Below are 25,646 nucleotides of genomic sequence, written 5' to 3'. Positions count from 1 at the left end.
AGCTGTTCAAGAAAGAGTGTCCTCATGGCACGCGTATGCGACGTAACGGGCAAGGGCCCGATGGTCGGAAACAACGTTTCCCACGCCAACAACAAAACCAAGCGCCGGTTCCTGCCGAACCTGCAATACCGCCGTTTCTGGGTCGAAAGTGAAAACCGCTGGGTTCGCCTGCGTGTTTCGAGCGCCGCGCTGCGCCTGATCGACAAGAACGGTATCGACTCCGTGCTCGCAGACCTGCGCGCACGCGGCCAAGCCTAAGGAGCTGAATCATGGCAACGAGCAAAGGCGGACGCGAAAAGATCAAGCTGGAATCCACCGCGGGTACCGGCCACTTCTACACGACCAGCAAGAACAAGAAGACGATGCCTGAAAAGATGTCGATCATGAAGTTCGACCCCAAGGCGCGCAAGCACGTCGAATACAAGGAAATCAAGCTGAAGTAATTCGGCCCGGTTTCTCCAAATAGAAAACCCGCTGCAAACACAGCGGGTTTTTTATTGCCCGTCTATTTCGTATTTCGCCTTGCCTTCTTTTTCATTGGGGATTTGGCATCCTCAAGAATTCGACGGACATGAAAAAGCCGGCCCTCAGGCCGGCTTTTGTTCGGGGAAAGCTCCAGTTCGCGTCAGGCGCGAGCAGCGCGCAGACGGGTCGAGAAGTCGCGCAGACCGGCAATGCCGCTGGCTTCCGCACGATGGCACCAGGCAGCCAGATCAGCCGCCAGCTGCTCGCGCGACTGCGAAGTGTTGAGCCACAGCTGACGCAGCTCTTCGCGCATCGTGACCATCTTGTCGAGCACCGGGTGGGCGGCGCGAGCCTGCGAGACATGGGTGCGAGCCGATGCAGGCACCTTGTCGTCGTCGCGATGCAGCCAGCGCTTGGCGGCCTTGAGCACCGACAGGTCGGCACCCTTGTTCTTCAGGGCAGCCAGTTCCTGGCTGGTGGCGCGGCGCATTTCGCGCGCATAGCCGGCCATGACTTCGTAGCGGTTGGCGATGACGGCCTCGAGCGTCTTCTCGTTGGCCACGGGCTGGATGTCGCCCATGAGCATCTTCGGCGGTACCTTCTTGACCTTGGCCCAGCCCAGCTTCTGCAGAGCCTGGATGTAGATCCAGCCGATGTCGAACTCGTACTTCTTGACCGAGAACTTGGCCGAGGTGGGGTACGTGTGGTGGTTGTTGTGCAGCTCCTCGCCGCCGATGATCAGCCCCCAGGGCATGATGTTGCGGCTGGCGTCGGGCGCCTCGAAGTTGCGGTAGCCCCAGTAGTGGCCGATGCCGTTGATCACGCCGGCGGCGGTGATCGGGATCCAGAGCATCTGCACAGCCCACACCGCCATGCCGAGCGCGCCGAACAGCGCGAGGTTCAGGACCAGCATCAGGCCGACGCCCTGCCAGCTGTAGCGGGAATACAGGTTGCGTTCGATCCAGTCATCGGGCGTGCCGTGACCGTAGCGCTCCATCGTTTCCTTGTTCTTCGACTCGGCGCGATACAGCTCGGCGCCGCGCCAGAGCACCTCTTCGATGCCCTTGACCTGCGGGCTGTGCGGGTCGTCCTGGGTTTCGCACTTGGCGTGGTGCTTGCGGTGGATCGCGACCCACTCCTTCGTCACCATGCCGGTGCCGATCCAGAGCCAGAAGCGGAAGAAATGCGACGGGATCGGGCCCAGATCCATGGCCCGGTGCGTTTGCGTGCGGTGCAGGAAGATCGTGACCGCGGCGATCGTGATGTGCGTGGTGGCGAGCGTGTAAAGCACGATCTGCCACCAGGTGAGATCCCAAAGGCCGTGTCCGAGCCATTCGATGGCCGCGTTGAGGACGGCGGAGTCAGGAAGCAACATTGAGTCAGGTACTCCATCATGGCCGCACGAAGGTGCAGCCTTCAGATAACCCACGATTTTAAGGTCCGAGGGCCTAGAACAAGCCCTTTAAACCTTCACGAAAAGCGCAGATTAACCCTAGTTTGGAGTCCGCCCTCTATTTGCGGTTCCAGGCCGCGGCGAAGAAACCGTCGGTCGAATGCAGGTGCGGCCAGAGCCGCAGATAGCGCCTGGCGCCCTCCCCGCCTGCGCACAGCGCCTCGAAACCCTCGACCTTGAGCCCCTGCAGCAATTCCGCCACATTCACGGGCGCGAAGTCGGGATTGGCGGCGCTGAAAGCCTCGGCGATGGCTTCGTTTTCCTCCGGCAGCACGCTGCAGGTGGCGTAAACGAGACGCCCGCCCGACTTCACCAGCCGCGCGGCGCTCTGCAGGATGGCTGCCTGCTTGACCGTCAACTCCTCTACCGACTTGGGCGACTGTCGCCATTTCAGGTCCGGATTGCGCCGCAGCGTTCCCAGCCCCGAACACGGCGCGTCGACCAGCACGCGGTCGATCTTGCCCGCCAGCCGCTTGATCCGGTCGTCGCGCTCGTGGGCGATGGCGGCCGGATGCACGTTCGACAGCTTGCTGCGCGCCAGCCGCGGCTTGAGCGCGTCCAGCCGGTGCGCAGAGACGTCGAAGGCGTACAGCCGGCCGGTGTTGCGCATCGTCGCGCCGATGGCCAGCGTCTTGCCGCCGGCGCCGGCGCAGAAATCGACCACCATCTCCCCGCGCTTGGCGTCCAGCAGCAGGGCCAGCAGCTGGGAGCCCTCGTCCTGCACTTCGACGGCGCCCCGGGCAAAAGCGTCCAGCTTGGTCAGCGCCGGCTTGCCATCGATGCGCAGGCCCCATGGCGAAAAAGGTGTCGCTTCCGATTTGATAGCAGCCAGCGCAAGCTCCGCCTTTACATCCGCGCGCTTGTCGGTCAACGCATTGACGCGCAGATCGAGCGGGGCGGGCTGCTGCAGGGCCTCGACCAGCGGCCAGAAGCCGTCGCCGAGCTGCGCCTTCAGCGGCGCTACCAGCCATTCGGGGAGGTTGTGGCGATGGCGCTCCAGCAGGTCGTCGGGCCTGACGGCGTCGCAGTTGTCGAGCCAGCGCTTCTCGGTGTCGTTGAGTGCGCTCTTCAGGAAGTCGCGCGGGCCATGGAAGCCCAGGATCGCCATCCGGCGCTCCTTCGAGCCGCTGCCCGAGGGCGAGAGGTGATCGAAAAGCAGCTTCTTGCGAAGCACGGTGTAGACGGTTTCGGCAAGCGTCGCGCGCTCGCGCGGGCCGAACTCGCGGTGGTCGCGGAAGAACCGGGACACGACCTGGTCGGCGGGGTGATCGAACTTCAGGACGAGGCCGACCAGATCGGCGGCGGCCTCCAACAGGGCTTTGGGATGCATCCCCCGATTGTCTCAGCCGCGGGGAACCCGGCCCGAAAGCCTAGGCGTCGCGCACCCAGACCGCCCCGAAAGCCTCGCGCTCGATGTCTTCCAGCTTCGGCGAATGGCCAGCCCACAGCACCAGCGCGGCGCCCGGCAGCGTGAGCGTCTGCTCCAGCTGGCGGCAGAGGTTCCAGCGGTCCTCGTCATCGAGCCCCGGCAGCTCGACGAACACGATGTAGGCGCGGCGCCACGGAAATTCGCGAAGGTTCTTGCGCACCAGCCAGGCACGGGAGGCAGGCAGGCAGCGCACCAGGTCGGCACGCAGTTCGCCCAGTTCGTAGTCGTTGAGGTCGTGCCGCGAGATCTGGCTGAAGAACGGCGTACCGGTGATCTCCTCCCATGCGCGCGTCTCGGCCTCCTCCGCCTCCTTGAGGCGGCCGCGCCACAGCTTCAGCGCTTCTTCGTCGTGCGGACCGGCGTCCGGGTCTTCGAGAGAGGCCACGGCGCTCTTGGCGGCCCACCAGCGGCTGGCCGCTCCGGAGCCGTGCAGCCGCTCGAGCACCGCGAGCCGCGCCTCGCGGTCGCTGGCGGGCAGCATCTGGGCCAGTCCTCGCAGCGCGCCGGGGTGCTCGGGGGCGATCCGCAGCGCGCTTTCGTAACGCACGCGCACGGGGGCGGACGGGTCGAGCCGCCGCTCGGAATCGGCCCATTCGACCATTTCGTCCGGCGTGTTTCGCTCGCCGCGCGCGGCCAGCACCGCGATGCGCTCGCGGATGCGCGAGCGGTGCGCGTGATGCTGCTTCCAGTCGGCAGCGTGTGCGCGGCGCCACTGGCTGTCGAAATGCGCGATCCATTTCTTGCGGTCGACCAGCATTTCGAGCGCCGGGCGCATCGACCACTCGGGCATGGCCGCCTGCTGCCCCAGCGCCTCCAGCCGGTCGCGCAAGACCGGATGGGTGTCCTCCAGGTCGCTCACACGGCGCATCGCCTCGCGCAGCGCCTGGCGGGCGAAGTCGTCGTCGGGCGGCGTGCGCACGCGCTTGCGCAGCGCCTCGAAGGGCCCCGGCGGCATCGGCTCGTGCTCGGCACGGGCCCAGTGCCAGGGCCAGAACTCGTTGGCGTACCAGTTGGCCTTGATGGCGATCTCGGTCAGCGCAGCTCCCGCCACCGGCGCCCCCAGCAGGCGGCCCGAGATGCGGTCGGCCTCGTATTCGTCCTGGCGGGCCAGTGCGAAGGTCTTGGCCGCGAAGCGTGGAAAGTACCAGCGGAAGAACGCCTGAGAGAACAGCGCCATAACGCCCTCGTTGCGCTGCAGGCTGGCGTCCAGCTTGAGCCAAGACAGCCGCGTGCGGTAGATCCAGGCACTCAGCCGCCCGTGGTTGCCGCGCAGGTGGCCGTACTCGTGGGCCAGCACCGACAGCAGCCGCCGCCGGTCGAGCATCATCAGCAGCGGCAGTCCGATGCTCAGCGAATTGACAGCGCCGCCGAAGAGTCCGAAGCGCGGCACCTGCCGGATGCTGGCGTTGAAGTCGTCGTCGAGGTAGACGTGGTGGACCGGCGGCCCCTTGATCCGGGCGCGGATGCGGTCAAGTGCCTCGAAGAGCGCCGGGGCGTCTTCGCGATGGAGTTCGATGCCTTCCGGCTCGTCGAAGCGCACCCAGAGCGCGCGCAGCGTCGCCCACAGAAGTCCCAGCGCAAACAGCAACAGCCAGCCTCGCGTGAAGTTGAAGCGCACCTCCCCGATGGAGGCAAGCACCCAGGCGATGATGCCCACCGACAGCCCGAGGCAGCCCAGCACCCAGAGGTAGCCGAGCGCGGCAAAGGCCGCGACGCTGCGCCGGTAGCGCGCGCTGTCGTCCGCACTGGCATGCTCGCTCAGTCGAACCAGGTGAACAAAATCAGCGCGATCCATCCGACTCCAGTCAAATCAAGCCCGCCAGTTTTTTGAAGAAAGGCAAGCCGCCGTTGAACGACGAAGACCTCCCTCCCCTGATCGAAACGCCTCCCGGCCGCTACCGCCACTACAAGGGCGGCGAATACGAAGTGATCGGCACCGTGCGCCACAGCGAGACGCTGGAGCCGATGACGCTCTACCGGGCCCTGTACGGCGCGCACGGCCTCTGGGTCCGGCCGGCCGCAATGTTCGGCGAAACCATCGAGATAGACGGCGTCGCCCGCAGAAGATTCACACCGATCTAGCCAGTCAGGCTGCGCAAGCCCATCCTGCCTGGACGGGTTGCTACCTTTTTCGCAGCAACCCGGATGAGGGTCAGCCGCAGCGGACGTCCGTCACGCGGTTGCGGGCGTCGACGTCCAGATTGAGCCGCCCGCCGTTGAGTTCCATCGTGGTCACTTCGCCCGGCTTCAGCACTCGCACGGTGCCGGCGCCCGAACGCACGCGTGCTGCGGCCTCGAGCTGGGGCGTCACCGGCTGTCCGATGGCAAAGCGGGCGCCGTCCGCATTGCACTGGTACACCGGCTCCGGCGGCGGAGCCGGAGGTGCGGCGGGGGCTGGCGCGGGCGCCGGAGCTGCACAGCCCGCCATCAGGGCGGCGCCGGCAAGCGCCAGCAGCAACGATTGGTTCTTCACTTTCTGGACTCCCGAAAACCCGCGAATATAAACAACTTTACTCATTGTGACGCGATGTATCCGACAGCCAGCCGGCGATGGCTCGCGGATACAACAGATGCTCCTGCGCGAGCACCCGTGCGGCCAGCGTGGCGGCCGTGTCGTCCGGCAGCACCGGCACCGCGGCCTGGGCCAGGATCGGCCCGTGATCGAGTTCATTTGTAACCTGGTGCACCGTCACGCCGGCCACCTTGCAGCCCGCCTCGATGGCGCGCTGGTGCGTATTCAGGCCCGGAAACGCCGGCAGCAGCGAGGGATGGATGTTCACCAGACGGCCCGCATAGCGGCCGACGAAGCCCGGCGTCAGGATGCGCATGAAGCCCGCCAGCACCACCAGCGCCGGTGCGTAACCGTCGACCACCTTCGCCAGCGCCTCGTCGAAGGCCTCGCGGGTGGCGAAATCCTTGTGCGGGACCACCGCGGTGTCGATGCCCTGGGCCCTGGCAATCGCCAGCCCGCCGGCCTCGGCCTTGTTGCTCACCACGGCGGCAATGCGCGCGCCGTAGCGCTCGGCCCAGCGGTCGCGCCCGGCGGCGCGCACGATGGCCTCCATGTTGGAGCCGCCGCCGGAGATCAGGATCACGATGTTCTTCATTGGAGGCGGGATTATCCGTGGCGCGCCACTTGTCGCCGCGCGGACACCGCATCACAGCACGACCGTGCTAAAACTCGTGGTTCCGGAGACACACCGCGTCTGCGGTGGACCGATCAACACAGCGAGGCACGCATGGATTTGAGCTTCACACCCGAAGAACAGAAGTTCCGCGAAGAAGTTCGCGCATGGGTCAAGGACAACCTCCCCAAGGAGATTTCGCACAAGGTGCACAACGCGCTCGAGCTGACGCGCGACGATCTGCAAGGCTGGGCCAAGATCCTCGGCAAGAAGGGCTGGCTGGGCTACGGCTGGCCGAAGGAATTCGGCGGCCCGGGCTGGACCGCCGTCCAGCGCCACCTGTTCGAGGAAGAAACCGCACTGGCCGGCGCGCCGCGCATCGTGCCGTTCGGCCCGGTGATGGTTGCCCCGGTCATCATGGCCTTCGGCAACGCCGAGCAGCAGAAGCGCTTCCTGCCCGGCATCGCCAGCGGCGAAGTCTGGTGGAGCCAGGGCTACAGCGAACCGGGTTCGGGCTCCGACCTGGCATCGCTGAAGACCAAGGCCGAGCGAAAGGGCGACAAGTACATCGTCAACGGCCAGAAGACCTGGACCACCCTCGGCCAGTACGGCGACTGGATGTTCAACCTGGTTCGCACCAGCAGCGAGGGCAAGCCCCAGACCGGCATCAGCTTCCTGCTGCTGGACATGAAGTCGCCCGGCGTCACCGTGCGCCCGATCAAGCTGCTCGACGGCGGCCATGAAGTCAACGAAGTGTTCTTCGACAACGTCGAGGTGCCCGCCGAGAACCTGATCGGCGAGGAGAACAAGGGCTGGACCTACGCCAAGCACCTGCTCTCACACGAGCGCACCAACATCGCCGACGTGAACCGCGCCAAGCGCGAGCTCGAGCGCCTCAAGCGCATCGCCAAGGCCGAAGGCGTGTACGAAGACCAGCGCTTCCGCGACGAGATCGCCAAGCTCGAAGTCGACATCGTCGCCCTCGAGATGATGGTGCTGCGCGTGCTCTCGGCCGCCACCTCGGGCAAGAACTCGCTGGACGTGGCGGGCCTGCTCAAGATCCGCGGCAGCGAGATCCAGCAGCGCTACAGCGAACTGATGATGCTGGCCGGCGGCGCCTACTCGCTGCCGCTGATCCGCGAGGCGATGGAAGCCGGCTGGCAGGGCAATTTCCCTGGCGGCAACCCGGCGCTCGCGCCGCTGACGTCGACCTTCTTCAACATGCGCAAGACCACCATCTACGGTGGCTCGAACGAAGTGCAACGCAACATCGTCGCGCAGACGGTTCTGGGCTGAGGAGACAACAAGCATGGACTTCAATTTCACCGACGACCAGGAACAGCTGCGCGACGCCGTGCGCAAGTGGGTCGACAAGGGCTATGACTTCGAGCGCCGCCGCGGCATCGAGGCCAAGGGCGGCTTCTCGCGCGAGGCCTGGGACGAACTGGCCGAGCTCGGCCTGGGCGGCCTCTACATCGGCGAGGACGACGGCGGACTGGGCATGGGCCCTGTGGCCGGCATGGTCGTCATGGAAGAACTGGGCCGCGGCATCGTGCTGGAGCCCTTCGCGCAGACGCTGATCGCCGGCGCGGTGCTCAGCGGCTACGCCGGTGCCGACACCAAGGAAAGCTGGCTGCCGCGCATCGCGGGCGGCCAGGCCATCGTGGTGCTGGCGTATCAGGAGCGCAAGGCGCGCTACCGCCTCGACGTGTGCGAGGCACACGCCGCCAAGGCGGGCAGCGGCTGGTCGCTGACCGGCGCCAAGAGCGTGGTGCCCGTGGGCGACGAAGCCGATGCCTTCCTGGTGCCGGCCAAGGTCGACGGCAAGATCGCCCTCTTCCTGGTCGAGCGCAGCGCCAGCGGCGTGGAAGCGCGCGGCTACGGCACGCAGGACGGCTCCCGCGCCGCCGAGGTCGTGTTCGACAAGGCCGACGCCACGCTGGTGACGCTCGACGGTCTCGCCGCGCTCGAATACGCGGTGGACGTCGGCATCGCCGCCACCTGCGCCGAAGGCGTGGGCGTGATGGACAAGACCGTGGACCTCACCGTCGAATACCTGAACCAGCGCAAGCAGTTCGGCGTGGTCATCTCCAGCTTCCAGGCGCTGCGCCACCGCGTCGCCGACATGAAGATGCAGCTCGAACTCGCCCGCTCGATGAGCTACTACGCCACGCTGAAGCTCAACGCCCCGGCCGACGAGCGCCGCCAGGCGCTGGCACGCGCCAAGTACCAGCTCGGCGTGTCGATGCGCTACATCGCCGCCAACTCGGTGCAGCTGCACGGCGGCATCGGCGTGACCGACGAATACATCGGCAGCCACTACTTCCGCAAGCTCACGCAGATGGAAATGACTTTCGGCGACACGCTGCATCACCTGGGCGAAGTGTCGGCCCGCCTGCAGGACACCGCCGGCGTCTTCGCCTGATCACGGTTTTCACCTAGCATCCAACGCCCGCCCGCTTCATGCTGGCGGGCGTTTTCACTTGGCCCCTCACTCCAGGACCCCAGGAACGAAACATGCAGACCCGCCGCTCTCTTCTGGTTGCCATGGCCGCAGGAACCACCACCGCGATGCTGACCGCCTGCGCCACATCCCCCACGCCCTCCTACACCGAGCGCCCGCCCATCGTGTTCATGCACGGCAACGGCGACTCGGCCGCGCTCTGGCAGACGACGATCTGGCGCTTCGAATCGAACGGCTGGCCGCGCGAGCGGCTGTTCGCGGTGGACCAGCCCAACCCGGTCGCGCGCGACGACGACGCCGTGGCGCAACCCGGGCGCAGCTCGACCGGCGAATCGGCCGTGTTCCTCAAGGCCGAGGTCGACAAGGTGCTGAAGGCCACCGGCGCGAGCAAGGTGGTGCTGATCGGCAACTCGCGCGGGGGCAACACCATCCGCAACTATGTGCAGAACGGCGGCGGCGCGGCGGTCGTGAGCCACGTGGTGCTGGGCGGCAACCCGGCGCACGGCATCTGGGCGGTGAAGGGCTTGCGCGAGAACAACGAGTTCTCGGGGCTTTCGGGCTTCATGCAGCAGCTCAATGCGCCGAAGGGCCCGAACGGCGAGGAGGTCACGCCCGGCGTGAAGTGGCTGACGCTGCGCTCCGACAACAACGACAAGTACGCCCAGCCCGACGGCGTGTGGATCGGCGCGCCCGGCAAGCCGACCAACATCGGCTTCGACGGACCGGCGCTCAAGGGTGCGACCAACATCGTGCTGCCGCGCGTCGACCACCGCGAGACTTCGTTCTCGCCCGCCGCCTTCGCCGCGACCTGGCAGTTCCTGACCGGACAGGCGCCGCGCACCACCGAGGTGGCTCCGGAGGCGAATGTCGTGCTCAACGGCCGCGCGCTCGGCGCCGAGAACCTCGCGTTGAACGGCGCGACGGTGACCGTCTACACGGTCGACCCCGCCAGCGGCGCACGGCTCGGCGAGGCGGTCTTCACCAAGTCGATCGGCGCCGACGGCCGCTGGGGCCCCTTCAAGGCACGCGGCGACGCGGCCTACGAATTCGTGCTGGCCACGCCCAGCTACGGCACCACCCACATCTACCGCAGCCTCTTCCCGCGCAGCAGCGGAGTGGTGAACCTGCGGCCCGAGCGCGTCACGCCGGCCGACGGCAGCGCCGGCGCGGTCGTCGTCTTCACGCGGCCGCGCGGCTACTTCGACGCGCAGCGCGACACCATGCGCTTCGACGGCCAGAGCCCGCCGGCGGGCGTGCCGCCCAAAGGCTCGGGCGTGTCGAGTTCGCGGCTGCGCGTCGCGGCCGCCGAGCCGCAGCGCCCGGTGACGGGCGAGTTCAACGGCGAGCGCCTCACCGGCCTGACTTGGCCGGCGGCGAAGGAGCACGTCACGGTGCTCGAACTGACTTACTGAGCGAGGCAAGGGCAGGTCATGACCGAGAGCACCGACTCCCCTTTCATCCTGCAGTCGCGCGACGAGCGCGGCGTGGTCACGCTGACGCTGAACCGGCCGGCCGCGTTCAACGCGCTCTCCGAAGGCATGCTCGGCGCGCTCGAGCAGGCGCTGGGCGGGGTCGCCGCCGACGGCAGCGTGCGCGCGGTGGTCATCGCCGGGGCCGGCAAGGCCTTCTGCGCCGGCCACGACCTGAAGGAAATGCGCGCAGCCCCTTCGCTCGACTATTACGAACAGCTGTTCGAGCGCTGCGGCGCGATGATGCTGTCGATCCAGAAGCTGCCCGTGCCGGTGATCGCGCGCGTGCACGGCATCGCGACGGCGGCGGGCTGCCAGCTGGTGGCCGTCTGCGACCTGGCCCTGGCTTCCAGCGACGCGCGCTTCGCGGTCAGCGGGGTGAACGTGGGCCTCTTCTGCGCCACGCCGAGCGTTACGCTCTCGCGCAACCTCGGGCGCAAGGAAGCTTTCGAGATGCTGGTGACGGGTGAATTCATCAGCGCGCAGGAGGCGCGCGAGAAGGGCCTGATCAACCGCGTGGCGCCGCCGGAAGAGCTGGATGCGGCGGTCGAATCGCTGGTCACCAGCATCGTCGCCAAGCCCCGCACGGCCCTCGCGCTGGGCAAGGCCCTGTTCTACCGCCAGCTCGAAACCGGCATCGAGGCCGCACTGGCCGACGCCAGCCAGACCATGGCCTGCAACATGATGGACGAGAGCGCGCTGGAAGGCGTGCAGGCTTTCATCGAGAAGCGCCCGCCTGACTGGAAGCGCTGAAAGCGCCGGTCAGCTAGGAATCATGCAGCCGCGAACTCTGCGGCAGGTGCGCCATCAGGAACTCCATCTGGTCCGCCAGGATGCGGCGGTTGCGCAGGATGAAGTCTTCCCACAGGCTCGGCACGTAGGGCGCATACAGCAGCGGCATGCCGGCCTGCTCGGGCGTGCGGCTGCTCTTGCGGTGGTTGCAGGGCCTGCAGGCCGTGACCACGTTCATCCAGGTGTCGATGCCCCGCTGGGCGAACGGGATGATGTGCTCGCGCGTGAGCTCGTCTTCGTGGAAGTGGCCGCCGCAGTAGGCGCAGACGTTGCGATCGCGCGCGAAGAGCTTGCTGTTGGTGAGGCCGGGGCGCAGTGCGAAGGGGTTGATGCGGGGCACGCCCTTGGTGCCGATGATGCTGTTGATCGCGATCTGCGACTGCTCGCCGGTGATCGCGTTGTGGCCGCCACGGAACACCGCCACCTGCGCGCCCACTTCCCAGCGGACTTCGTCCGCGGCGTAGTGGATCACCGCCTGTTCCAGCGAAATCCATGACTGGGGCAGCCCTTGGGCCGACAGCTTCAAGACCTTCACACACGCCTCCTCGAAAAGGGAGAGAACACGGAAAGACCAGGGACACGGAGCGCGCTGGAGACCCACGCCGATCAGCGCACTGCGTCACAATATACCGGCTTTGTGACAAATCGGCCTGATTCGCCCATTAGACGGGCGGAAGGCGCTATCAAAAAGATACTCACCGATGCAGGTTTTTCGTGGCTTCCGGCATCCTGGCGTAGCCCCCGCCTGCGCCCTGACCATTGGCAATTTCGACGGCGTGCACCGCGGCCACCAGGCCATGCTCGCGCTGTTGCAGACCGAGGCCCGCCAGCGCGGGTTGCCGAGCTGCGTGCTCACCTTCGAGCCCCATCCGCGCGACTATTTCGCCGCCGTCACCAAGAAGCCCGACCTGGCGCCAGCGCGCATCGGCACCCTGCGCGACAAGCTCAGCGAGCTGGCCGCCTGCGGCGTGGCGCAGACTGTCGTGCTGCCCTTCGACGCCCGGCTGGCCTCGCAGTCGCCCGAGGAATTCATCCAGAACGTGCTGATCGACGGCCTGGGCGCGCGCTACGTGCTGGTGGGCGACGACTTCCGCTTCGGCGCCAAGCGGGCCGGCGACTACGCCATGCTCGACGCGGCCGGCGACGCCCACGGCTTCGATGTGGCCCGCATGAACAGCTACGAGGTGCACGGCCTGCGGGTGTCCAGCTCCGCCGTGCGCGAGGCCTTGGCCGAAGGCCGCATGGCCGATGCCCACACCCTGCTGGGCCGCCCGTACACCATCTCGGGCCACGTGGTCCACGGCCGCAAGCTGGGCCGGGCGCTGGGCGCCTCGGCGCCGGGCAAGGACGATGGCTTTCGCACCCTCAACCTGCGCTTCAAGCACTGGAAACCGGCGGCCAGCGGCATCTTCGCGGTGCTGGTGCACGGCCTGTCCGAACAGCCCCTGCCGGGGGTGGCCAACCTGGGCGTTCGCCCCTCGCTGGACGCCAACGACGTCAACGCCGGGCGGGTGCTGCTCGAAACCCATTGCCTGGAGTGGCCCTCCCATCTGGGCGCCGAAGGGGCCTACGGTAAAATCGTCCGCGTGGAACTCCTGCACAAACTGCACGACGAATTGCGCTACACCAGCCTCGAAGCCCTCACCGCGGGCATCGCGAAGGATGGCCGCGACGCCCGCGCGTTCTTTGCCTCGACCCACGCAGAAACCCATCGCCAGACCACGCGCGATCGAATTTAGCCCTGCACGCACCGTGCTGCCGCCCTTCGACAAGCTCAGGGCGAACGGCTTTACCTTCCGCACCGACGCGCTCCTTTTTTCCCGGGCAGTTCGGGCCGAGCCTGTCGAAGCCCCCTGTTTCGTACCCCAACATGTCTGACGCCGCTTCTCCCAAAGACTACCGTTCCACGCTGAACCTGCCCGACACCCCCTTCCCGATGCGCGGCGATCTGCCCAAGCGCGAGCCGGGCTGGGTGAAGGAATGGAACGACGAAGGCCGCTACCACCGCCTGCGCGACGCCCGCCACGGCGCGCCCAAGTTCATCCTGCACGACGGCCCGCCCTACGCCAACGGCCAGATCCACATGGGCCACGCGGTGAACAAGATCCTGAAGGACATGATCACCAAGGCGCGCCAGCTCGAGGGCTACGACGCCCTGTACGTGCCCGGCTGGGACTGCCACGGCCTGCCGATCGAGAACGCCATCGAAAAGCAGTACGGCCGCAACCTGAGCCGCGACGAGATGCAGGCCAAGAGCCGCGCCTTCGCCACTGGCCAGATCGCCCAGCAGATGGCCGACTTCCAGCGCCTGGGCGTGCTGGGCGAATGGGACCATCCCTACAAGACCATGGACTTCGCCAACGAAGCCGGCGAGCTGCGCGCGTTCAAGCGCGTGATCGAGCGCGGCTTCGTCTATCGCGGCCTGAAGCCCGTGTACTGGTGCTTCGACTGCGGCTCCTCGCTGGCCGAGTTCGAGATCGAGTACGCCGACAAGAAGAGCCAGACCATCGACGTGGCCTTCAAGGCGCATGAGCGCGAGAAGGTGCTCAAGGCCTTCGGCACCGACCACACGATCCTCGGCGACATCTTCGCCGTGATCTGGACCACCACCGCCTGGACCATCCCCGCCAACCAGGCGATCAACCTCAACCCCGAGCTCGAGTACTCGCTGGTCGACACCGAGCGCGGCCTGCTGATCCTGGCCAACTCGCTGGTCGAGATGTGCATGACGCGCTATGCGCTCGACGGCAAGGTGCTGGCCACGGTCAAGGGCGAGAAGCTCGGCGGCCTGGAATTCGAGCATCCGCTGTACGACGCGGACGCCGGCTACCGGCGCCTGTCGCCCGTCTACCTGGCCGACTACGCCACCGCCACCGACGGCACGGGCCTGGTGCACTCCTCGCCCGCCTACGGCCTGGACGACTTCAACTCCTGCATCGCCCACGGCGTCGCTTACGACGACATCCTGAACCCGGTGCAGGGCAACGGCAGCTACGCGCCCGACTTCCCGCTCTTCGGCGGCCAGAACATCTGGAAGGCCGTGCCGGAAATCATCGCCGCGCTGCGCGACGCCAACCGCCTGCTGACCACCGAGACCATCACGCACAGCTACCCGCACTGCTGGCGGCACAAGACGCCGGTGATCTACCGCGCCGCGGCGCAGTGGTTCGTGCGCATGGACGAGGGCGAAGGAGTATTCACCAAGGACAAGGCGCCCAAGACGCTGCGCCAGACCGCGCTCGACGCCATCGAGCAGACCAGCTTCTACCCCGAGAACGGCAAGGCGCGACTGCACGACATGATCGCCGGCCGGCCCGACTGGTGCATCAGCCGCCAGCGCAGCTGGGGCGTGCCGATCCCGTTCTTCCTGCACAAGGACTCGGGCGAGCTGCACCCGCGCACCATGGAAATCCTCGACCAGGCCGCCGACATCGTCGAGAAGGGCGGCATCGAGGCCTGGAGCCGCGTCACCGTCGAGGAAATCCTGGGCGCCGAAGACGCGCCGCACTACACCAAGAGCACCGACATCCTCGAGGTGTGGTTCGACTCGGGCTCGACCTTCTCCCACGTGCTGCGCGGCACGCACCCCACGGTGCACCACGACACGGGGCCGGAAGCCGACCTGTACCTCGAGGGGCATGACCAGCATCGCGGCTGGTTCCACTCGTCGCTGCTGATCGCCTGCATGCTGGAAGACCGCGCACCGTACCGCGGCCTGCTGACGCACGGCTTCACGGTCGATGCCAAGGGCATCAAGATGAGCAAGTCGCTCAAGAACGGCATCGACCCGCAGGAAATCAGCAACAAGCTGGGCTCGGAAATCATCCGCCTGTGGGTGGCCGCGAGCGACTACTCGGGCGACATCGCGGGCGACGACAAGATCCTGGCGCGCGTGGTCGACGCCTACCGCCGCATCCGCAACACGCTGCGCTTCCTGCTGGCGAACACCAGCGACTTCGACATCGAGAAAGATGGCGTGCCGCTCGACCAGCTGTTCGAGATCGACCGCTACGCGCTGTCGCGCGCCGCGCAGTTCCAGGCCGAGATCCTCGCGCACTACAAGGTGTACGAGTTCCACCCGGTGGTGGCCAAGCTGCAGATCTACTGCTCGGAAGACCTGGGCGGCTTCTACCTCGACATCCTGAAGGACCGCCTCTACACGACGGCCCCGGGTTCGCTGGCTCGCCGCAGCGCGCAGACGGCGCTGTGGCACATCTCGCAGGCGATGCTGCGCTGGATGGCGCCCTTCCTGAGCTTCACCGCCGAGGAAGCCTGGAAGATCGTGGGTACCGGCAAGCCGGGTGATTCGATCTTCACGCAGACCTACAGCAAGTTCGACGCGCCCGACGAGGCCCTGCTGGCCAAGTGGAACCGCATCCGCGAGATCCGCGACGTGGTCAACAAGGACATCGAAACGGTGCGTGCCGAAGGCAAGGTCGGCTCTTCGCTGCAGGCCGACCTGCAGCTGACGGCACCGGCCGACGACTTCGCGCTGCTGGGCTCGCTGGGCGACGACCTGAAGTTCGTCTTCATCACCTCGGCGATCGCGCTGGCCGCCGGCGAGACGCTTTCCACGGTGGTGACGCCGAGCACCGCGCAGAAGTGCGAACGCTGCTGGCACTACCGCGACGACGTGGGCCACGATGCGGCCCACCCGACGCTGTGCGGACGCTGCACCAGCAACCTGTTCGGCGCCGGCGAATCGCGGAGCGTTGCCTGATGGCCGCCGCCCGTTCCATGTCCTCGGCCTCGCGTTCGCGCGGCGGCAGCATCTGGCCGTGGCTGGGGCTGGCGGTGATCATCGTGATCATCGACCAGTTCACCAAGACGCTGATCCTGGGCTACTACAAGCTGGGCGACGCGACCTACGTCACCAGCTTCTTCAACGTCGTGCGCGCGCACAACACGGGCGCGGCCTTCTCGTTCCTCGCCGACCACTCGGGCTGGCAGCGCTGGCTGTTCACCGCCATCGGCGTGGGCGCGGCGGTGTTCATCGTGTGGATGCTGAAGTCGCACGCGGGGCAGAAGCTGTTTTCGTTCTCCATGGCCTGCATCCTGGGCGGCGCCATCGGCAACGTGGTCGACCGGATGATGCACGGCTACGTGGTCGACTTCCTGAGCTTCCACGCAGGCAACTGGTACTTCCCGGCCTTCAACGCGGCGGACAGCGCCATCACGCTCGGGGCGATCTGCCTGATCGTGGACGAGATCCGGCGGGTCCGCAGGGGCAAGTAACGTTCTCTCGAAGGGGCCCGCCGGGCCCCTTCTTATTTGGGCCTTCGCTCGCGCCAAGGCCGAGGGTTTTTCCCGCTTTCTCCCGATGTCATAACAAAGTCATACTGCCGCGGTTCAATGTAATCGATTACATGAACACCGCACGATGAGCATCCAAGCCGTTGCAGCCAAAGCCGGGGTCTCGGTGGCCACCGTCTCGCGCGCCTTCAACTTTCCGGACAAGGTGACGCCCGCCACGCGCGAGCTGGTGGAACGCGTGGCGCGCGAGCTCAACTACGTGCCCAACGCCAGCGCTCGCACCCTGCGCACCCAGCGCAGCCGCGTGCTCGGCGTGGTGCTTCCGACCCTGCTGAACCCGACCTTCGCCGAGTGCCTGCAGGGCATCGCGCGCGCGGCCATCGCAGGGGGCTACGCGATCATCCCGGTCACCACCGGCTACCAGCTCGACGAGGAAGAGCGCGCCGTGCACCTGCTGCTGGCCGGCAGCGTCGACGGCCTGATCCTCGTGGTGTCGAACCCCTCGACCTCGGCCGCCCTGCCCCGCCTGCAGGCGGCCGGCGTGCCCTACGTGCTGGCCTACAACCGCCATCCCGAGCACCCCTGCGTGTCGGTCGACAGCGAAAGCGCCGTGGCCGACGCGGTGGCGCGGCTCGTGCTGCTGGGCCACCGCCGCATCGCGATGGTCAGCGGCACGCTCGCCGCCTCCGACCGCGCGCAGCAGCGCTATCGCGGCTACCGCAGGGGCATGGCCGAAGCCGGCCTGCCGGCACCCGCGCTCGTCGAGGTGCCGTTCGTCGAAACGGCCGTCGATGCGCTCTCGAAGCAGCTACAGGCACGCAACCGGCCCACCGCGCTGATCTGCTCCAACGACCTGCTGGCCATCCGCAGCATCCGCGCCGCGCACCTCAGCGGCCTGTCGGTGCCGGGCGACCTCAGCGTGGTCGGCTTCGACGGCATCGCGCTCGGCGAGGACCTCACGCCCGCGCTCACCACCATCGCCCAGCCCAACAGCGACATCGGCCGCCACAGCGTCGAGCTGCTGATCCAGGCCATGGCCAGCGGCGCCGCGCTGCAGGCCGACGCGAGCCTGCTGCTTGCCCATTCATTCCGAGACGGCGAGTCGTGCGCCTCGGTGCACGAGAACGAAAACAACGACGACAACAACGCCGCGATTTCCTGACCTTCCCCGTTCCCTGCCTGCACCTACATCCATCCAAGGAGCTTCCGATCATGTCCCTACGCATCCACCGCCTGGCCCGCCTCGGCCTGCTCGCCGCCACGCTCGTCGCCGGCAGCGCCATGGCGCAGACCGCCATCTGCTACAACTGCCCGACCGAATGGGCCGACTGGGGCACGCAGCTCAAGGCCATCAAGGCCAAGACCGGCGTCACTGTGCCGCCCGACAACAAGAACTCGGGCCAGTCGCTCGCGCAGCTGGCCGCCGAGAAGGCCAGCCCCGTGGCCGACGTCACCTACCTCGGCGTGACCTTCGCCGTGCAGGCCGCCAAGGACGGCCTGGTCGAGCCCTACAAGCCCGCCGCATGGAAAGACATTCCCGACGGCCTGAAGGACCCGGCCGGCAACTGGTTCACCATCCACTCGGGCACGCTGGGCTTCATGGTCAACGTCGACGCGCTCAAGGGCAAGCCGGTGCCGAAGTCGTGGGCCGACCTGCTCAAGCCCGAGTACAAGGGCCTGATCGGCTACCTCGACCCGGCCTCGGCCTTCGTCGGCTACGTCGGCGCGGTCGCGGTGAACGAAGCGCGCGGCGGCACGCTCGACAACTTCAAGCCGGCCATCGACTACTTCAAGGCGCTGCAGAAGAACGAGCCCATCATGCCGAAGCAGACCTCCTATGCGCGCGTGCTCTCGGGCGAGATCGCGATCCTGCTCGACTACGACTTCAATGCCTACCGTGCCAAGTACAAGGACAAGGCCAACGTCGCCTTCGTCATCCCGAGCGAAGGCACGCTGGCCGTGCCCTACGTGATGAGCCTGGTCGCCAAGGCCCCGCACGCGGCCGACGCGAAGAAGGTGCTCGACTTCACCCTGTCCGACGAAGGCCAGGCGATCTGGGCCAAGGCCTACCTGCGCCCGGTGCGCGCCAGCGCCATGCCCAAGGACATCGAGGCCCAGTTCCTGCCCGCCAGCGAGTACGCCCGCGCCAAGAGCGTGGACTACGGCCGCATGGCTGCCGCGCAGAAGGCCTTCTCCGACGAGTACCTGAAGGAAGTCCGCTGAGCGGACGCCGCGTGCGATGACGCAAGCCACTCTCTCCAACGCATCCAGCGCCTGGAACCCGCGCTGGCGCCTGCTGGCCTGCGTCGCGCCCGCGGCCGCCTTCTTCGCGGCCTTCTGGCTGCTGCCGGTGGTGCGCCTGATGGCATTGCCCGCCGGCAAGGGCTGGGCCACCTACTTCGCGGTGCTGACCGACGCGCGCTACCTCGCGAGCATGGTCAACACCGTGGTGCTCTCGGTCGCCGTGACGCTGGCCACGCTGGTGCTGGGCGCGGCCGTGGGCATCTACCTCGCGCGCCGCGCCTTCGTGGGCAAGCGCGTGCTGCTGTCGCTGCTCACGCTGCCGCTGTCGTTTCCGGGCGTGATCATCGGCTTCTTCGTGATCCTGCTCGGCGGGCGACAGGGCGTGGTGGCCGACATCGGCGACACCCTGTTCGGCGAGCGCATCACCTTCGCCTACGGACTGCTCGGCCTGTTCCTCGCGTACCTGTATTTCTCGCTGCCGCGCGCCATCGCCACCTACGCGGCGGCGGCCGAGTCGATGAACACGCAGCTCGAAGAAGCCGCGCGTTCGCTGGGCGCCTCGCGGCTGCGCGTGGCACGCGACGTGTGGATGCCCGAGCTGGCGCCCACCACGCTGGCCTGCGGCGCGATCCTGTTCGCGACCTCGATGGGCGCCTTCGGCACCGCTTTCACGCTGGCGAGCAAATTCGAGGTGATCCCGATCACGATCTACAACGAGTTCACCAACTACGCCAACTTCGCGCTGGCGGCGTCGCTGTCGATCGCGCTGGGCGTAGTGACCTGGCTGGTGCTTTTCGTGGCGCGCCGCTTCGGCGCCAACCCCGTCGCACGCTGAGGCTCGCACCATGCACAAGAACACTCAACCGAAGGCGCCGTTCCTCTTCGCGGTGACGCTGATCGTGAGCCTCTTCATGATCGCCCCCATGCTGCTGTCGGTGATGGCCGGGCTGGTCAACAACTACAGCGCTGGCCTCAAGAGCGGCCTCACGCTGCGCTGGCTGTCCGAGGTATGGGAGAACTACGGCGGCACCGTGGGGTGGTCGCTCGCGCTGGCCGCTGCCTGCGTCGCCGGCACGGTGCTGCTGGGCGTGCCCTGCGCCTACGCGCTGGCGCGCAGCCGCTCGCGCGCGGCGCGCATCTTCGAGGAACTGCTGACGCTGCCGGTCGCGGTGCCGGGGCTGGCCACGGCGCTCGCGCTGATCCTCGCTTACGGCCAGCTCACGGCCTTCCGCCAGAGCTTCGCCTTCATCCTCGTGGGCCACATCGTCTTCACGCTGCCCTTCATGGTGCGCACCGTGAGCTCGGCCTTCCAGCGCGACGAGCTGCTCGCGCTCGAAGAAGCCGCGCGCTCGCTGGGCGCGAACTTCCGCCAGCGCTTCATGGGCATCCTGGTGCCCGCCGTGTTCCCGGCCATCGTGGCCGGCAGCCTGATGGTGTTCACGCTCTCGGTGGGCGAATTCAACCTCACCTGGATGCTGCACACGCCGCTCACCCGCACGCTGCCCGTGGGCCTGGCCGACAGCTACGCCTCGATGCGCATCGAGATCGGATCGGCCTACACGCTGGTCTTCTTCGCCGTCATCCTCCCGGTGCTGTGGGGCCTGCAGTACCTTGCCAACCTGATTCAGAAGCGCCATGGAACTTGAACGAATCCCCATCGACATCGCCAACTGCGCGAAGACCTATGCCGACGGCACGCGCGGCCTGCAGCCCACCAGCCTGCGCGTGGAGGCCGGCGAGGTGCTGGCGCTGCTCGGCCCTTCGGGCTGCGGCAAGACCACGCTGCTGCGGCTGATCGCCGGGCTGGAATCGCCCGACGCGGGCAGCCGCATCGTGTTCGGCGACCAGGACGTCACGCAGCGCCCCGTGGAGCATCGCGGCGTGGGCATGGTGTTCCAGAGCTATGCGCTCTTTCCGCAGATGACCGTGGCGGCCAACATCGGCTATGGCCTGCGCATCCGGGGCGTGTCGCCCGAGGAAGAGAAGCGCAGCGTCGGCGAGCTGGTCGACCTGGTGCGGCTGGGCGGCCTGGAGAACAAGCGCCCTTCGGAGCTTTCCGGCGGCCAGCGCCAGCGCGTGGCCCTGGCGCGCGCGGTGGCGGTGCGCCCGCGAGTGCTGCTGCTCGACGAGCCGCTGGCCGCGCTCGACGCCAAGCTCAAGGAGTCGCTGCGCGACGAGCTGGCCGAGCTGCTGCGCCGCCTGCACATCACGGCAATCCACGTCACGCACGACCAGCAGGAGGCACTCGCCATCGCCGACCGGCTCGCGGTGATGCGCGCCGGCCGCATCGTGCAGGTGGGCCGCGGAGAAGACCTGTACCGCGCGCCCTCGCATCCCTTCGTGGCCGAGTTCCTGGGCCGGGTCAACCGGCTGGAGCGCGGGCAGGACGCCATCGCCCAGGGCGTTGTCCGACTCGGAGGAACGACCCTGCCCTGCCCGCAGGCGTGGCGCAGCCATGCGACCCTGCTGGTGCGGCCCGAGGACATCGAGGTCGGCACGCCCCAGCTCGACTGGGGCGCCGCCGTTGTCGAGCGCCGCACCTTCCTCGGCGACCGCGTGCAGCTGCACCTGCGCGCGCAGGACCAGCCCATGCTGGTGGCCGACGTGGGGCGCGACAATCCCTTCGGGCCGGGCGACACGGTGGGGCTCCGCATCCAGCCCGAGCGCCTGATGACGTCGCAGGAAGAAACCATCGCATGACGACGACAGAAACCGCCAACACCATCCTGGTCCAGCTCACCGACCTGCACATCCGCGAGCCGGGCCGGCTGGCCTACGGCCGCATCGACACGGCTCCCTACCTGGAGCGCGCGGTGCAGTCGGTGCTCGCGCTGCGCCAGCAGCCCGACGCGGTGGTCGTCACCGGCGACCTGACCGACTTCGGCCGCGCCGCCGAGTACGAGCACCTCGCCCGCCTGCTGGCCCCGCTGACCATGCCGGTCTACCTGATGCCCGGCAACCACGACGACCGCGACCAGCTGCGCCGCAGCTTTCCTGGCCACACCTACCTGGGCGCGGAAGACGGCGGCTTCATCCAGTATTCGGTGCGCATCGGCGCGCTGCAGCTGCTCACGCTCGACACCTGCGTGCCCCGCGCCAGCCACGGCGCGCTGTGCGAGAAACGCCTGGCCTGGCTGGAGGCGCAGCTCGACGCCTGCCGCGGCGAGCCGGTCGTCATCGCCATGCACCATCCGCCCTTCGAGACGCTGATCGGCCACATGGACGAGATCGGCCTGCTGGAAGGCGCCGAAGCGCTCGAAACCCTGGTCTCGCGCTATCCGAACGTCGAGCGCATCATCTGTGGCCACCTGCACCGGGCCATCGACGTGCGTTTCGGCGGCACCATCGCCTCGACCTCTCCGGCGCAGGCCCATCAGGTCTGCCTCGACCTGGCACCCGACGCCGACTCGGCCTGGACGCTGGAGCCGCCCTCGTTCCGGGTGCACGCCTGGTCCGCGCGCGGGCGCAGGCTCGTTACCCATCTGGCCGCCTCGGGCAGCTTCGAGGGGCCTTACCCCTTCCACGACAACGGAGCGCTGATCGACTAGCCCTGAGCGCTCACTTGTGGAAAATGGGGTCGAAACGAAGCAAAACGAAAAGAAAGGATAGAACCCGACCTCCATGAAGCACCTCCTGAATCTGCTGGCGGCGGTGGCCCTGCTGGTCTGGGGCACGCACCTGGTCCGAACCGGTGTTCTTCGCGTGTTCGGCGCCAACCTGCGCAAGATCCTCGTGCAGAGCATGCGCAACCGCTTCACGGCCGCCCTCTCGGGCATTGGCGTGACGGCGCTGGTGCAGTCGAGCACCGCCACCTCGCTCATGACCTCGTCCTTCGTCGGACAGGGCCTGGTCACGCTGCCGGCCGCGCTGGCGGTGATGCGGGGCGCAGACGTGGGCACGGCGCTGATCTCGGTGCTGTTCTCGGCAGACCTTTCGTGGCTCTCGCCGATGTTCATCTTCGTGGGGGTGGTGCTCTTCATCACGCGCTCGGCCACCGTGGCGGGGCGCGTCGGCCGGGTGCTGATCGGGCTGGGCCTGATGCTGCTGGCGCTGCAACTGGTGGTGGAAGCCACCGAACCGCTCTTCTCCTCGCCGGCCATCCGCGCGTTGCTCGCGTCGATCAACAGCGACGTGCTGCTGGAGATCACCATCGGCTCGGTGCTGGCCATCGTGGCTTATTCGAGCCTGGCGGTGGTGCTGCTGGTGGCGGCCATGGCCACCTCGAACGTGGTGCCGCTGGACGTGGCGCTCGGGCTGGTGCTCGGCGCCAACCTGGGCAGCGGCCTGCTGGCGGTGCTGACCACGGCCAAGTCGGCGGTATCGGTGCGGCAGGTGACCATCGGCAACCTGCTCTTCAAGGCGCTGGGCGTGGCCATCGTGGCGCCCTTCGTCGGCCTGTGGATCCGCTACGTGCAGCCCGAACTGCCGAACCAGACGCACGGCGTGGTGCTGTTCCACCTGGCATTCAACATCGTGATCAGCGTGGGCTTCATCGGCCTCACCCAGCTGGTCGCAAGACTGGTGACGCACATGCTGCCCCAGCCGCAGCAACCGGCGGGCTCCACGCGGCCACATCACCTGGACCCCTCGGCGCTGTCGACGCCCTCGCTCGCGATTTCGAACGCCGCGCGCGAGGCGCTGCACCAGGCCGACGTGGTGGAGACCATGCTGATCGGCGTGCTCGACGTGATCCGCCACAACGACCTGCGTCTGGCGCAGGAGCTGCGCCAGCTCGACGACACGGTGGACCAGCTCTACTCGGCGATCAAGTACTACATGACACGCATCTCGCGCGAGGCGCTGGGCGAGGAGGAAAGCCGCCGCTGGACCGACATCATCAGCTTCACGATCAACATGGAGCAGATCGGCGACATCATCGAGCGCGTGATCATCGACGTGGAAGACAAGAAGATCAAACCGCAGCGCAACTTCTCCGAAGCCGGCATGGCCGAGATCGTCGAGCTGCACGGCCGGCTGGTGGCCAACCTGCGGCTGAGCATGAGCGTGTTCCTCAACGGCAACGTGCGCGACGCGCAGAAGCTGCTGGAAGAAAAGGCGCGCTTTCGCGACCTGGAACGGGCTTACGCCACCACCCACCTCGACCGGCTGTCGGACCGCACCACGCTGAGCATCGAGACCAGCTCGCTGCACATCGACCTGATCAGCGACCTGAAGCGCATCAACTCGCACATCTGCTCGATCGCGTATCCGATCCTGGAGTCGGCCGGGGCGCTGGCGCCCAGCCGGCTGAGGGAATCGCGGCTGGGGAAGATCGAGGGCTGAGCGCCCTCCCGACTCCCGGCTGCTTTCTTACTTGGCCTGCTCGGCCGTCTTCAGCACCGCGGTCTCGTCACGCCCGCGCCGCGCATAGCGCTGCGCCAGCACCGCGCAGACCATCAGCTGCATCTGGTGGAACAGCATCAGCGGCAGCACGATCGCGCCCACCGCGTGCGAGGCGAAGAGCACCTTCGCCATCGGGATGCCGCTGGCCAGGCTCTTCTTGGAGCCGCAGAAGACGATGGTGATCTCGTCTTCCGTGTCGAAGCCCAGCTTGCGCGCCAGCAGGGTCGTGAGGCTCAGCGCCAGGCCCAGCACCACCGCGCACACCACCAGCAGGCCGACCAGGGCGTGCGCCGGCACCTGCTTCCACAGCCCCTCGATGACGGCCGCGCTGAAGGCGGTGTAGACCACCAGCAGGATCGAGCCCTGGTCGACGAACTTCAGCACCGCGGCACGGCGCTGGATCCACTTGCCGATCAGCGGGCGCAGCAGGTGGCCCGCCGCGAAGGGCACCATCAGTTGCAGCAGGATGCGGCCGATGGAATCCAGCGAGGAAGAAGCCGCATGGCCGCCGCTGGGGACCACCACCAGGTTGACCAGCACCGGCGTGATGAAAACGCCCAGCAGGGTGGAGGCCGATGCGCTGCAGATGGCCGCGGGCATGTTGCCCCGGGCCATCGCGGTGAAGGCTATGGCCGACTGCACGGTGGCCGGCAGCACGCACAGGTACAGCACGCCGGTGTAGAGCTCCGGCGTCACCAGCGGCAGCAGGAAGGGCTTGAGCACCAGCCCGAGCACCGGGAACAGCACGAAGGTGCTGCCGAACACCAGCAGATGCAGCCGCCAGTGCATGAGCCCGTTGACGATCGCCTCGCGCGACAGCTTGGCCCCGTGCAGGAAGAACAGCAGGCCGATGGCCACGGTGGTCAGTCCCTCGAAGAAGTGCGCGAGCTGCCCGCTGGCCGGCAGCAGGCTGGCGAGGGTCACGACCGAGAGAAGCGCGAGGGTGAAGTTGTCGGGAAGAAAACGGGGGCGGGACATGTTGCAACCTGGACGAACGCCGCGCGTTGCAGGCGCGCAGGCCGACTCAGCAGGGGAATTTGTGATTTCCGCGCATGAATCTGGTCGCCACTTTGCGGAGCCCGGCGCGTGCTCCTCGCGCCTTCAAGGGGTGATTTTCGGTCAGTTCCGGCATCGCTGCCGGGCAGCCCGGGAATGCCCCACCACAGCGCTTCAGTGTGCCGTGCTCGAACTGAACTGCGCCTGACGACGGCGCTGGCAGTAGTCGATCAGGTCGTCGATCTCGGTGGCCTTGTCGAACACCGCGTCGGCGCCCAGGTGGACGCACTTGCGCCGCATGTCGGGCGTGGCGTAGTTGCTGAGCACCACGATCTTCTGCGCGGGGCTGCGGTTGCGGCAGGCTTCCAGCACGCGAAAGCCGGTACCGTCCTTCAGGAACAGGTCGACGATGGCCAGGTCCCATTGCGAAAGGTTGCCCGAGAGCCAGCGCGAACCCTCGGCCTCGGTTTCCGCCTCGCCCACCGGCTCGACCCTCGCCACCTCCCGCAGCGTGCCCGCGAGGTTGCGGCGGATGGTGGGGTTGTCCTCGACGATGAAGGTGCGAACGGTGGTCATTGGGAGTGCTTGCCTCTGTGCTGTATCCACAGGCTAC

25 protein-coding genes are annotated in these 25,646 nt (G+C 67.4%); 17 read left to right on the top strand and 8 right to left on the bottom strand.

Going from position 1 to position 25,646, the window contains the following annotated elements; genetic code table 11:
- The first annotated feature begins 24 nt into the window (after window positions 1-24).
- Window positions 25-258, top strand: coding sequence for a 50S ribosomal protein L28 (rpmB, locus tag ABL838_RS07265; RefSeq protein ID WP_019654270.1), 234 nt, complete (start codon window positions 25-27; stop codon window positions 256-258).
- Window positions 259-269: 11 nt separating this feature from the next.
- On the top strand, window positions 270-443 hold the full coding sequence (gene rpmG / locus ABL838_RS07260; RefSeq protein ID WP_007830291.1) for a 50S ribosomal protein L33: 174 nt from the start codon (window positions 270-272) through the stop codon (window positions 441-443).
- Window positions 444-625: 182 nt separating this feature from the next.
- Here rpmG and ABL838_RS07255 read toward each other — a convergent pair whose 3' ends face one another.
- The 3 genes from ABL838_RS07255 to ABL838_RS07245 all read right to left on the bottom strand — a co-directional run bounded on the left by ABL838_RS07255 (window position 626) and on the right by ABL838_RS07245 (window position 5,142).
- Window positions 626-1,840 (bottom strand): fatty acid desaturase, encoded by a 1,215-nt coding sequence (locus ABL838_RS07255; protein WP_126023129.1) that lies wholly within the window; start codon window positions 1,838-1,840, stop codon window positions 626-628.
- 136 nt (window positions 1,841-1,976) lie between these two features.
- The gene (locus ABL838_RS07250) at window positions 1,977-3,248 is read right to left on the bottom strand and encodes an RsmB/NOP family class I SAM-dependent RNA methyltransferase (protein WP_418124871.1); all 1,272 of its coding nucleotides are present in this window, start codon (window positions 3,246-3,248) and stop codon (window positions 1,977-1,979) included.
- 40 nt (window positions 3,249-3,288) lie between these two features.
- Entirely contained in the window at window positions 3,289-5,142 is a 1,854-nt protein-coding gene (locus ABL838_RS07245; RefSeq protein WP_418124869.1) for a M48 family metallopeptidase, read from the bottom strand.
- A 53-nt stretch (window positions 5,143-5,195) separates the two neighbouring features.
- Here ABL838_RS07245 and ABL838_RS07240 point away from each other — a divergent pair, with 53 nt between their 5' ends.
- Window positions 5,196-5,429, top strand: coding sequence for a DUF1653 domain-containing protein (locus ABL838_RS07240; RefSeq protein ID WP_126023126.1), 234 nt, complete (start codon window positions 5,196-5,198; stop codon window positions 5,427-5,429).
- A gap of 70 nt (window positions 5,430-5,499) precedes the next feature.
- Here ABL838_RS07240 and ABL838_RS07235 read toward each other — a convergent pair whose 3' ends face one another.
- Both ABL838_RS07235 and purN read right to left on the bottom strand, forming a co-directional pair.
- Window positions 5,500-5,820: an I78 family peptidase inhibitor gene (locus ABL838_RS07235; RefSeq protein ID WP_184635304.1), complete on the bottom strand. Its 321-nt coding sequence runs from the start codon at window positions 5,818-5,820 to the stop codon at window positions 5,500-5,502.
- 37 nt (window positions 5,821-5,857) lie between these two features.
- The gene (purN, locus tag ABL838_RS07230; protein WP_126023124.1) at window positions 5,858-6,454 is read right to left on the bottom strand and encodes a phosphoribosylglycinamide formyltransferase; all 597 of its coding nucleotides are present in this window, start codon (window positions 6,452-6,454) and stop codon (window positions 5,858-5,860) included.
- Window positions 6,455-6,586: 132 nt separating this feature from the next.
- On the opposite strand from purN, the gene ABL838_RS07225 reads away from it, so the two are divergent.
- The 4 genes from ABL838_RS07225 to ABL838_RS07210 all read left to right on the top strand — a co-directional run bounded on the left by ABL838_RS07225 (window position 6,587) and on the right by ABL838_RS07210 (window position 11,158).
- Window positions 6,587-7,768, top strand: a complete 1,182-nt coding sequence (locus ABL838_RS07225; RefSeq protein WP_418124868.1) for an acyl-CoA dehydrogenase family protein — start codon at window positions 6,587-6,589, stop codon at window positions 7,766-7,768.
- A 13-nt stretch (window positions 7,769-7,781) separates the two neighbouring features.
- A complete protein-coding gene (locus ABL838_RS07220; protein WP_418124867.1) occupies window positions 7,782-8,897 on the top strand; it encodes an acyl-CoA dehydrogenase family protein in 1,116 nt (371 codons plus the stop codon).
- Between the two features lie 92 nt (window positions 8,898-8,989).
- Window positions 8,990-10,348, top strand: a complete 1,359-nt coding sequence (locus tag ABL838_RS07215; RefSeq protein WP_418124865.1) for an alpha/beta fold hydrolase — start codon at window positions 8,990-8,992, stop codon at window positions 10,346-10,348.
- 18 nt (window positions 10,349-10,366) lie between these two features.
- Window positions 10,367-11,158 (top strand): enoyl-CoA hydratase, encoded by a 792-nt coding sequence (locus tag ABL838_RS07210; RefSeq protein ID WP_418124864.1) that lies wholly within the window; start codon window positions 10,367-10,369, stop codon window positions 11,156-11,158.
- A 13-nt stretch (window positions 11,159-11,171) separates the two neighbouring features.
- On the opposite strand, the gene ABL838_RS07205 is transcribed toward ABL838_RS07210, so the two are convergent.
- On the bottom strand, window positions 11,172-11,732 hold the full coding sequence (locus ABL838_RS07205; protein WP_176668058.1) for an HNH endonuclease: 561 nt from the start codon (window positions 11,730-11,732) through the stop codon (window positions 11,172-11,174).
- Window positions 11,733-11,898: 166 nt separating this feature from the next.
- Between ABL838_RS07205 and ABL838_RS07200 the strand changes: the two genes are divergently transcribed.
- The 10 genes from ABL838_RS07200 to ABL838_RS07155 all read left to right on the top strand — a co-directional run bounded on the left by ABL838_RS07200 (window position 11,899) and on the right by ABL838_RS07155 (window position 23,977).
- Entirely contained in the window at window positions 11,899-12,936 is a 1,038-nt protein-coding gene (locus ABL838_RS07200) for a bifunctional riboflavin kinase/FAD synthetase (RefSeq protein ID WP_176668057.1), read from the top strand.
- A gap of 131 nt (window positions 12,937-13,067) precedes the next feature.
- Window positions 13,068-15,917 (top strand): isoleucine--tRNA ligase, encoded by a 2,850-nt coding sequence (gene ileS, locus ABL838_RS07195; RefSeq protein WP_418124863.1) that lies wholly within the window; start codon window positions 13,068-13,070, stop codon window positions 15,915-15,917.
- Entirely contained in the window at window positions 15,917-16,432 is a 516-nt protein-coding gene (gene lspA / locus ABL838_RS07190; RefSeq protein WP_019654284.1) for a signal peptidase II, read from the top strand. Before ileS ends, lspA begins: the two co-directional genes overlap by 1 nt.
- A gap of 145 nt (window positions 16,433-16,577) precedes the next feature.
- Window positions 16,578-17,612 carry a LacI family DNA-binding transcriptional regulator gene (locus tag ABL838_RS07185; RefSeq protein ID WP_418124862.1) on the top strand — a complete coding sequence of 345 codons (1,035 nt, stop codon included), beginning with the start codon at window positions 16,578-16,580 and terminating at the stop codon, window positions 17,610-17,612.
- A 50-nt stretch (window positions 17,613-17,662) separates the two neighbouring features.
- Window positions 17,663-18,673 carry an ABC transporter substrate-binding protein gene (locus ABL838_RS07180; protein ID WP_418124860.1) on the top strand — a complete coding sequence of 337 codons (1,011 nt, stop codon included), beginning with the start codon at window positions 17,663-17,665 and terminating at the stop codon, window positions 18,671-18,673.
- A gap of 16 nt (window positions 18,674-18,689) precedes the next feature.
- The gene (locus ABL838_RS07175; RefSeq protein WP_418124859.1) at window positions 18,690-19,529 is read left to right on the top strand and encodes an ABC transporter permease; all 840 of its coding nucleotides are present in this window, start codon (window positions 18,690-18,692) and stop codon (window positions 19,527-19,529) included.
- Window positions 19,530-19,539: 10 nt separating this feature from the next.
- Complete coding sequence (locus tag ABL838_RS07170; RefSeq protein WP_418124858.1) at window positions 19,540-20,340, top strand: ABC transporter permease; 801 nt, start codon at window positions 19,540-19,542, stop codon at window positions 20,338-20,340.
- A complete protein-coding gene (locus ABL838_RS07165; RefSeq protein ID WP_418124856.1) occupies window positions 20,330-21,394 on the top strand; it encodes an ABC transporter ATP-binding protein in 1,065 nt (354 codons plus the stop codon). The genes ABL838_RS07170 and ABL838_RS07165 overlap by 11 nt, the downstream gene beginning before the upstream one ends.
- Entirely contained in the window at window positions 21,391-22,242 is an 852-nt protein-coding gene (locus ABL838_RS07160; protein WP_418124855.1) for a phosphodiesterase, read from the top strand. The genes ABL838_RS07165 and ABL838_RS07160 overlap by 4 nt, the downstream gene beginning before the upstream one ends.
- A gap of 73 nt (window positions 22,243-22,315) precedes the next feature.
- Window positions 22,316-23,977 (top strand): Na/Pi cotransporter family protein, encoded by a 1,662-nt coding sequence (locus ABL838_RS07155; protein ID WP_126023110.1) that lies wholly within the window; start codon window positions 22,316-22,318, stop codon window positions 23,975-23,977.
- Window positions 23,978-24,004: 27 nt separating this feature from the next.
- Here the strand turns inward: ABL838_RS07155 and ABL838_RS07150 are convergent, their stop codons facing one another.
- Both ABL838_RS07150 and ABL838_RS07145 read right to left on the bottom strand, forming a co-directional pair.
- On the bottom strand, window positions 24,005-25,015 hold the full coding sequence (locus ABL838_RS07150) for a bile acid:sodium symporter family protein (RefSeq protein ID WP_184635278.1): 1,011 nt from the start codon (window positions 25,013-25,015) through the stop codon (window positions 24,005-24,007).
- A 192-nt stretch (window positions 25,016-25,207) separates the two neighbouring features.
- Window positions 25,208-25,609, bottom strand: coding sequence for a response regulator (locus tag ABL838_RS07145; protein WP_418124852.1), 402 nt, complete (start codon window positions 25,607-25,609; stop codon window positions 25,208-25,210).
- Window positions 25,610-25,646 lie beyond the last annotated feature (37 nt).

Origin of the sequence: Variovorax sp. 160MFSha2.1, from assembly GCF_048305075.1 — a bacterium.
Lineage (GTDB): Bacteria > Pseudomonadota > Gammaproteobacteria > Burkholderiales > Burkholderiaceae_C > Variovorax > Variovorax guangxiensis.
This window is presented reverse-complemented; position numbering and strand designations above follow the sequence as displayed.